At 30.4% G+C, this 8,023-nt stretch carries 7 protein-coding genes; all 7 read left to right on the forward strand.

Going from position 1 to position 8,023, the window contains the following annotated elements:
* Positions 1–312, forward strand: a 312-nt coding sequence (locus tag PHF25_07815; protein MDD4527922.1) for an SAF domain-containing protein, incomplete at its 5' end; no start/stop codon positions are given.
* Positions 313–341: 29 nt separating this feature from the next.
* Positions 342–1,874 (forward strand): oligosaccharide flippase family protein, encoded by a 1,533-nt coding sequence (locus tag PHF25_07820; GenBank protein MDD4527923.1) that lies wholly within the window; start codon positions 342–344, stop codon positions 1,872–1,874.
* A 9-nt stretch (positions 1,875–1,883) separates the two neighbouring features.
* Complete coding sequence (locus PHF25_07825) at positions 1,884–3,278, forward strand: hypothetical protein (protein ID MDD4527924.1); 1,395 nt, start codon at positions 1,884–1,886, stop codon at positions 3,276–3,278.
* Positions 3,279–3,568: 290 nt separating this feature from the next.
* On the forward strand, positions 3,569–4,735 hold the full coding sequence (locus tag PHF25_07830) for an O-antigen ligase family protein (GenBank protein ID MDD4527925.1): 1,167 nt from the start codon (positions 3,569–3,571) through the stop codon (positions 4,733–4,735).
* Positions 4,736–4,761: 26 nt separating this feature from the next.
* Complete coding sequence (locus PHF25_07835; protein MDD4527926.1) at positions 4,762–5,820, forward strand: glycosyltransferase; 1,059 nt, start codon at positions 4,762–4,764, stop codon at positions 5,818–5,820.
* Between the two features lie 280 nt (positions 5,821–6,100).
* The gene (locus tag PHF25_07840) at positions 6,101–7,183 is read left to right on the forward strand and encodes a glycosyltransferase family 4 protein (GenBank protein ID MDD4527927.1); all 1,083 of its coding nucleotides are present in this window, start codon (positions 6,101–6,103) and stop codon (positions 7,181–7,183) included.
* Positions 7,184–7,353: 170 nt separating this feature from the next.
* A partial coding sequence (locus PHF25_07845) for a WecB/TagA/CpsF family glycosyltransferase (protein ID MDD4527928.1) occupies positions 7,354–8,023 on the forward strand: 670 nt, incomplete at its 3' end.

The raw sequence follows: 8,023 nt of genomic DNA on the forward strand, positions 1-8,023 counted from the left end.
GGACCTGATGCTTCATTTTCTATGAACGAGCAAGAGTTTAAAGAAATGGTAAAAGCGGTTCGAGATACAGAGAAGGCTATTGGAAAGGTTGATTACTCTCTTACAGACAAACAAAAAAGTAATCGTGTATTTAGTCGATCATTATATGTAGTGGAAGACATTAAAGCAGGTGAGATTATTACAGAAAAAAATGTTAGATCAATAAGACCTGGTTTTGGGTTGCATCCAAAATATTTGAAAAAAGTGATTGGGAAAACGTTGAAAGAGGATCTGGAAAAAGGGTCACCATTGAAATTCGAAAATTTTAAGTAGAGCTTAAATATTTATACACAACATTAATATTGGAAACTCAGATAAAAAAAGAAAATATAAGGCAAAGAGCTTATTTAAACTCTGTAACTGCCTGGATTGATACGGTTGTTAAACTTGTTGTGCGTTTTATAATTGACCCAATTATAATTTCTTTTTTAGGGGGTACATTGTACGGGGTATGGCAAATTTTAAATCAGTTAAACAGCTATTTAGCCACCGCCGATTTAAGGGCTGCCACCGCCTTAAAATGGATAATTGCAAAAGAAAGAACGGTACGAACCGACCACGAGTTAAAACAATCTGTCTCATCATCACTCTTTACTAACGTGTTGTTTTTACCATTATACCTTCTTGCAGGTGTAATTATTATTTACATTGCACCTTTTGTGACAAAAGTTGAAAGTGATCAATTTCTTTTGGTACGCCAAACATCTGCCATAATGGTTTTTTCCTTCATCTTAACTCAATTCTTTTTTCTTTTTGAATCGGTTTTAACCGGGATGAATCTTTCTTATAAAAGAATGGGGATCAGAGCAATTATAACTATCATCACAGGAGTTTTAATATACATACTCCTGAAAATTGGTTTTAGCATAGATGGTTTGGCAATTGTGAATGTTTTTACTTCCATTGCAACAGGTTTAACATTTGCCTGGATTGTAAAAAAAGTTGTACCATGGTTTGGATTTGTAAAAGTTAAAATAAAGCAGGTTTTTGACTTTGTTAAACTGAGTGGCTGGTTTATGGCCGATAAAATTGTTACACTATTAAACGAATCAATAGACCTAATCCTTCTGGGCTACTTTGCAGGACCAGAATATGCTGCTTCCTACACAGTATCGCGTTTTGTTATACAGGCATTGGTAAGTCTGTTTAGAAGTGGACAAGGTGCAATAACACCGGGTATAACCAGATTTATTGGAGAAAAGCAATTCGAAAAAATTATTTATTTCAGAAGATCAATGATTATTATGAACTGGTTTATTTTAGGGATTGCAGGCACATTGGTTATTCTGTTTAATAAATCGTTTGTAAGTCTTTGGACTGAACAAAAACTTTTTGCCGGATTCTACGAAACTTTTTTAATTGTTTTATTTACACTCCTGAAATCACTTCAAACCATAGACGGGTCAATTATAACAATGAATTTAGATTTAAAAAAGAAAATTTTGTATTCAACGGTTTCTGCAGTTTTAACTATTGTATTGGCTGCTTTTCTGATTCCTGTAATGCAAATTAATGGGTTATTAATGGCATTGATAATCGGAATATTATTTCAAATTATTGTTTTTTCGTTACTTGCAGAAAAAATTTTAGACATGAAAGGTTTTATCTGTGATTTATTATTTTCCAGATTATCAATTATTACGCTAATTATTTTAAGTAGTTCAATTTACTTCGCGCAACATATAGTTGCAAACAATTGGTTTACATTGATATTATTTGGTTTAATTTCATCGGTTATTGTTGTTTCTATTTCCTGGTTCTTAGCACTTAATAAAACAAACCGAAGATTTATTATAGAAAATGTGAGAAGAATTAAACCCACAAAATTTGATTAAATAACTTGTATGAAAAAGCATTTAATTTTTGATCCGGGAATGTTACCACCTGAAAAACTTATTGATATTTTTAATACTTCAACTCAAAAGTATCATTTAACTTTGATGACAGAATCAAGGCGAAAAAACCAATTTCAACTTTTTAAAGAGAATAACTTCCCTGTAATTTTTTACGAAGACTTTATTATAGAGAATAATAACAAACTCAATCCTGATTCATTAAAACTATATGATAAGGCAGTATGTGAAATAATAAATGACAACAGAACATTTTTAATTGCCGAACGTGTCAACAAATTACATCCCTGGAACAGTCTGTTTAATAAAATTCCTTTAATTGAGAAAATCATTTTTAATTTCCTTTACTTTCATCAGGAAAATCCTGCAGATGAAATGTTATTTCAAGCTACACCCCATAACCTTCCAAACTGGGTATTGGCCAAAACAGCCCAAATAGCCGGTATTAAAGTGAAATTAATTCAAACATCACCTTTACCTTGGCGATACTGGGTTGTGGAAGGGTTAGATGAACAAAACCCTGTTTTTCCTGAATTTGTTTCAGTTAGTGTTGACGAGATTGATTTGATAGACAAATACATATCTTTAAATCAAAAAGATTACAAATCAGCTTTGCCTGAATATGAAAAAAAACGCTTAGACAGCAGAAAGGGAAAATATTGGTCTTGGAAAAAAGAATTCAAAGATATTATTAAACATCCCCCCAAAGCACTTACAATCTATTCAAAAAGAAAAAATTACAAGCTTTATAATAGTTTGGCTGAATATCCTGTTAATAATCAGCAAAACATAGCCTTCTTTCTGCACTATCAGCCTGAGAGAACATCAATGCCTGAAGCGTACCATTATTCTAACCAATGGTTAATTATAAAAAAAATAGCAGCCAATTTACCTGATGGTATAATTCTTTACGTAAAAGAACATCCATCGGTATTTATTAACAATTTTGATGTACGATACAGAGATGAAGCCTTTTATAAAGACATTTCAAAATTAAGTAATGTTCAGTTGATTCCTTTGGATTGCGATACATTTGAGCTGATAGATAATGCAACGATAATTATCACTATTACAGGAACGGTAGGTATACAAGCTCTGATTAGAAATAAACCTGTGATTGTTTTTGGCACGGCATCTTATCGGAATTTTAAGAATGTTTTTAGTATTAAACAAATGAGTAATTTTCATAGTTTCTTAAACGAATTAGTTGAACAAAATCTTGTTGATGGAACCGGGATTATTAACAATTTTAAGGACGTCGCAATTAAAAGTATAAGCGGTATATTTCTCGATCAAAATGATGAAGACATCAAATTTTATAAAAGGGAGAATAGAATTAAAGGACATTTAAGATTACTTCATCTCTATTTAGAAACGTTCAACTAGTTTATTTTATATATATGAGGGATATTCCCCTGTCTTATTTTGTCTCGTTTCTATCGAAACTGATGAAAGTGAGAAATATAAACATTTATCCAGTCAAGCCACAAATGAAATTTTGTGCCTTATTGGGATTTAATAAGCAGACCCTAAATAGATAGTTTATGTCAATAAGGATTTCATCATTCGTTCGTTTTACAACAACAATTTTTATTTTTGTTGCCATAAATCTTTTTGGCTTGCATGATTTTTATGAAGATCGTCTTTTTTCTCTACTAAATTCATATGATTTTTTCTTGTTCTTTAATAATTTTCTGTTCTTTTTAATGGTTTTAAGGAGCAAGCAATTCAAGTTTTTTTTATCAGAAAAACCATTACGATATATACTTTATTTTTATTTATTCACACTTTTAATCTTCATTACTATGCCTCTCAGAGGTCCAATTTCAATTTTGGATGCTGTACGGGTTGGCAGACATTATCTCATTTTACCCTTAGCTTTTTTTATCTATTATGATGTTGCTCTTAATAAAAAGTTCAATTATTATTTTAAAATTTTTCGTTTCATTGCAATTTTTACTTCATTTCAAATTATTTTAAATGCGATTAATCCTGAAATAGTTAATTCAATTTTCAAGGATATTAGTAGGGCTGAATCACGTATTACTGGTGGTTTTCAACGAAATGTACTGCTCTCTCCAACAATGATTTTTCCACATATACTTTCAATTTACTATTTTTTAAAAATTGTAACTGAAAAACATAAATCGAGTAATTTATTCCTTTTTTTATTATTATTTTTGGCTGTTTCACTACAGGGCTTTAGGGTTTATCTATTAATCCTATCTTTTATTTTAGCTCTTATTGTTATTCGTTTCGGGAACATGCATCGAAAGTTTTTTAAATGGGTTTTTATTTTTTTATTTATTGTACCTTCTGTAATATTTGTGGATTCCTATTTTTTTAATAATCAAATTTCGGGAAAATTTCAGAGCGCTTACGATGAGGTAAAATATAGTACTGGTTCATATCAGTCTAGACTTGATGATGTATCATATCGTCAAATACCGATGTTATTAGAAAAGCCATTCTTCGGTTGGGGTTTTATCTATCATAACTCTGAGTATGGAAGGCAATTGAACATTCCTACGGATAATATGAGACGAGACGGGCTATATTCTGTTGATTCCGGCTACATTACAATTTTGATGCAATATGGTTTTGCTGGTGTCTTCCTAATACTTTTTTTGTTTGTTAAAATGATTGTTTCACTCTACAAGGAAAATGACATTAATTCTCCAATCTACCTAACAGCGGTTGGTGTTATAATATTATTGATTTTATCGCTATATACACATGGCGCATTTTTTAGGGAATTTGGTTTATTACCATTAACTATAGTTTTAGGGTTAACGGCTAAAAAGATTAAAGTATCAACAAAAAATAATCTTGTATCATTTTGAATAAAATTGGGATCTTTATAGACAGCATGGAGGGTGGAGGAGCTGAAAGAGTTGTTCTAAACCTGGCAAATGAGTTTTTCAATCGAGAAATTTCTTTCGTACTTATTTTGAGATTTAAAAAAGGCCCTTATTTAAAGGAATTAAATTCAGGTATTAAAATTATTGAATTGAATGCAAATAATCCTATTTTATTAATTTCGCGTTTAATTAAATCTTGTAACAGTAGTTGTATCGACACGTTACTCACAGTTTCTAGATACAATAATGTTATTGGCCTTGTGGCAAATAGATTTTTAAAAAAGAGAATCATAATTCGAGAAGCGAGCACTTTCAATGAGCTATTTACAGGTAATAGCATAAAATATAAAATTCTTTTTAAATTAATGAAGATCTATTATCCCTCTGCAAATATGATTATTGCGAATTCAAAGGATACAGCAAAAGATATAATATCACATATAAGTATTAATAAAGAAAAATTAGTTGTAATAAACAATCCAATAGTCAACGAAAAAATACTTAAATTGAGCAATGAAATAATTGGTGATGAGTTTTTTAGCGAATTGTCAAAACCGATTATTATTTCAATTGGGAGGCTCTTTCCGTCCAAAAACTATAGTTTTCTAATAAGAAGCTTTAAAAAGGTAGCAACTGAAGTCCCAAATATAAACCTTGTTATTTTGGGAGAAGGTCCTTTAAAGAAACAGTTAATCGACCTTTCAAAAGTACTGAGAATTGAAAAGAATGTTCATTTTTTTGGATTTGTAAACAATCCTTATAAATATTTAAAGCACTCGGATGTTTTTGTATTAAGTTCTACGTATGAGGGGTTTGGAAATGTAATTGTTGAAGCCCTTGCTGTTGGCATACCCGTAGTTTCTAGTGATTGCCCTGGCGGACCTAAGGAAATCTTAGATAATGGTAAATATGGGAAACTTATTCCGATTAATGATGAAGATGCAATGGCTGATGCTCTTATAAGCACGCTAAGAGCAAATATTGATAAGAAAATGCTAATTGAAAGGTCAAAGCTTTACTCAATCAAAAAAATTACAGATGAATATTGCGAGGTTATTTTTCAATAATGAGTCGTACATGAGGTTGATGGATACTCACAACACGATCTTCGATTCGATGTGACCGGGAATCATACATCTGTTGCTGTTGTTCATAGAATGTGTTAGGAGCACTAAGTTTTAGAAATGAATTTGACGGTCACACATTGGACAAGGATATTGAGCAGGTGGAGAAGTTGACAGAGAGAAAACCCCGAAATGGTATCTGCGACAGGGGCATCAAGTTTGAAAGTCCATAGTTCGCAATATAAAATTATCTTGTAAAATACTAATTTACTATAAACTTCAAATGAGCAAAAAAAGAAAAATATTGATAACTTCCCCATCAACAGATAATAAAGATAACGTAAGTGGTATTTCAAATTTAACTAGATTACTAATTGAAAACAATAATATAGTTGATTATAAACTATTTGTTGTTGGGAAAAAAGATAATGAAGACAGAGGTCTCAAATGGTTAATAAAAAAGCCATTGTTAATATCTTCTTTTGTACGTTGTTTATTATTGGATGATATTTCTTTGATTCATATAAATATACCACTTGAAAAGTATTCCTCAATTGTAAATTCAGTTCTTGCTTTTCTATGTTATTTTTTTAGGAAGCCTTATATCATGCATATTAGAGGAGGTAGATACAGTAAAAACTATAACATTCCTTTATTTCATAAATATCTTATTAAGAAGTCATTAATGCATTCAGAATGTATTCTTACGCTTGGGGAAGAAGAGAGGGAATATATTTGTAATTATTATAATATTAATAAATGCAAAGTGATATATTTACCTAATAGTGTGCAAATTCCAAATATTGATGTTGATAAAATAAAAAAAGATGAAATACTTCAAATTTTATTTTTGGGTAGAATTGATAAAAATAAAGGTTTAATTGAGATAATTGATGCTTTGAAACAGTTTAAAACGGAATTTGAATTTGATTTTAATATTGCGGGTGAAGGCCCTGATAAGGATTGGTTTTTAGAAAGTATTATCAATGAGGGCATTGACTTTAAATATCATGGTATTGTAAGTGGAGATGAGAAATCAACTTTAATATCAAATTCACATATTTTCTTACTTCCTTCTTATTTTGAGGGGTTACCTAATGCTTTACTTGAGGCTATGAGTTATGGCGTTATACCAATTACAACACCCGTCGGATCAGTTACAGAGGTAGTTAAAGATAAATTTAATGGACTTTTGGTTTCTGTTAATAATACAATAGAGATAGTAAATGCTCTAACTTTTATTATTAATAATGAAAAATATCGTACATATTTAAGTTTAAATGCTCATAATAGCATAAAAAGCAATTATTCTTTAACTGACTATATTGATAAATTAAATGAAATCTATAAAAGAGTTTGTAAATGATGAACAATCTAATATAGAATTAAGAGATCATCATTCCTCTGTTTCAGTTTGTTGATTTACTGACGAGCTTAATAAAAATTTTAAATATTAACATTTATTCATTTGTACCATAAAAGAAATGTGTATATGTTTAGGAATATAAAATCAATCCCTATTTAATTTTTCTATATATGAATAACGAAAGATTTAGAATTGGATGTACTTATATATCAAAGACAACCCCTGAAGATTCTATACAAAAGATTTTACAAGCAGTAGAAGGTAATAAGACTACATATATTTGTGTGTCTAATCCCAGAACAGTAACAATCGCATCTAAGGATAAAGAATATCAAAAAATAATGAATAATTCTTTTATGAATCTTCCTGATGCAGAGCCTATGGTTTGGGCAGCACGTCTTTGGGGTTTAAAAGATGTTCAGCGTACAATGGGACCATTATTGTTTAAAAGAATGATCACCGAGTCGCAAAATAGTTTGAAACATTTTCTTTTGGGTGATACGCAAGAAACGCTTGATTCTGTCTTAGAAGTAACAAGAACAAAGAATCTGAATATTGTGGGAGTTCTTTCTCCACCATTTAGCGATCTTGATGATTATGATTATAAGTATTATGCTGATAGAATAAACGAAAGTAAGGCTGACATTGTTTGGCTTGCACTTCGTGCACCTAAACAAGATTTTTTTGCAGCAAAATTATTACCATATCTTGACAAAAAAGTGTGCATTGGAGTCGGAGCAGCTTTCCGTTTTTTTATAGGAGAATATAAATTAGCCCCACTAATCATTAGAAAATTTGGGTTAATGGGACTTTACTGGGGGAAAAAAAATCAAAAATATA

The sequence above is a fragment of the Candidatus Margulisiibacteriota bacterium genome (genome assembly GCA_028706105.1).
In the GTDB taxonomy this organism is placed as follows: domain Bacteria; phylum Margulisbacteria; class Riflemargulisbacteria; order GWF2-35-9; family DYQY01; genus DYQY01.